This window comes from Escherichia sp. AM3 (genome assembly GCF_032029835.1).
GTDB classification, from domain to species: Bacteria; Pseudomonadota; Gammaproteobacteria; order Enterobacterales; family Enterobacteriaceae; genus Escherichia; species Escherichia coli.
Genome location: NZ_JAVUPQ010000293.1, coordinates 1 through 1,399 on the forward strand (window position 1 = coordinate 1; position 1,399 = coordinate 1,399).

Below are 1,399 nucleotides of genomic sequence, written 5' to 3' on the forward strand. Positions count from 1 at the left end.
GATTTATTGTCACGGTACACTCGAAGAGAACGGAAGCTCATTAGCGCTTTGCTATCAACATTGTAGTGGTTAAAACCGGGTGAAAACTTAAGGACCAGCCGGTACTCACCCAGGTCATAGACAAATGCGTCCTCATAACCTGACTCCCAGCCTTTGTATCGCATTCCCATAAGCTGCCCAACGGTAGCGGATTTACCTTCCCAGCGAGTCAGGCTGTTACTGGTTGACTCGTCAGGTGTGAGCAGCACCGTGCGGCGCGACAACTGGCGAAAAGGCGGCATAATTTCGTAATCGGCAAAAAGCTGTGCAAATTCACTGCGCATTTCTACTGTCATTTCTAACGGGTGGGCAATGCCAATCAGAGCGTCCGCAGGCAGGTCAATTGGCTCATCTTGCGCATTGCAGAACTCCCCCTCTGCGGCCACACGAAAGGCTTTGAGTAAACAACGCGGTTCATTTGCCGGATAAACCCCCCATATTAATCGCTGGGTAACCAGACGGGTAAAGGGATGATTAACAAACAGAGAATGAAAATCTGCCAGCGACCAGCGTCGGGTGGTACGTAGGGCAGCTTCAAGACGCGGGAGCAGGTTTTTGCTCACCTGAGTAGCATCTTTTTTAGCCCTTTTAGTCGGGCCAGTGCCTCGGGCGCTTTCAGTTGATCGTCATCGGCGCGCAACCGGGGAACGCTTTTCTGGCGAACGTTTTGCTGATCAAAGATAACCGGGTTGAGGTTTTAATCGAAGCGACCGGTAAACGGCCGGGGACCAAAATCCAAACTCAACGCCTGCGGATCATCAAGGCCCATGGTTGGGACTAATCTGTCCGCTAGCTCTTCCTGACTTAGCCCGCGATTTTCTGCGACCACCTGAAGAAATTCCGCCGCGTTATCACGTAAGGGGCGGGATTTAGCCCGTTGCGATATATGATGCAGCTGTATCAGCGCCATATCATTATTCATCAGGGTAAGGATGTTCAGGCCGCTGACAGCACGGGCAGATTTGCCTTCTTGTGGCCAGGCGAGGATCTGTGTCGTCAGATCCCGTGCCGTGCTTTCGTCACCAAAGAGACTTAACGCCAGAAATGCCCAGTTGTCTTTTGCGGGGGCACCAGCTTGTTGCCACGCAGTGAAGAGATCCCAGGCAAAAGCTGCCAGCGTTTGTGGCTGGCAGAACGTTTTCAGTTGTTCCAGCCCGCTATAAAAACGTCCCCCCTGGGTAAAGCGCAGCATTTCGCCGATAATTTCCAGAGCGTCACCGGTAACAGGCTGATTATTAGTGATAAGTCGAGGCCTGGACCACATTGCCGGATGCCAGAAATCAGGGGCTTTTGGAATGCGTGCCGGGTAAATGTCCATTGGACCCTGTTTAAGCAACTGCTCCAGGGCAGACCATACATC

The 1,399-nt window shown here is 52.3% G+C and carries 1 pseudogene; it reads right to left on the reverse strand.

The annotated features are described in order from the left end of the window. A pseudogene (locus RTW80_RS25235) lies at window positions 1–1,399 on the reverse strand (DUF4132 domain-containing protein); the annotation flags it as partial.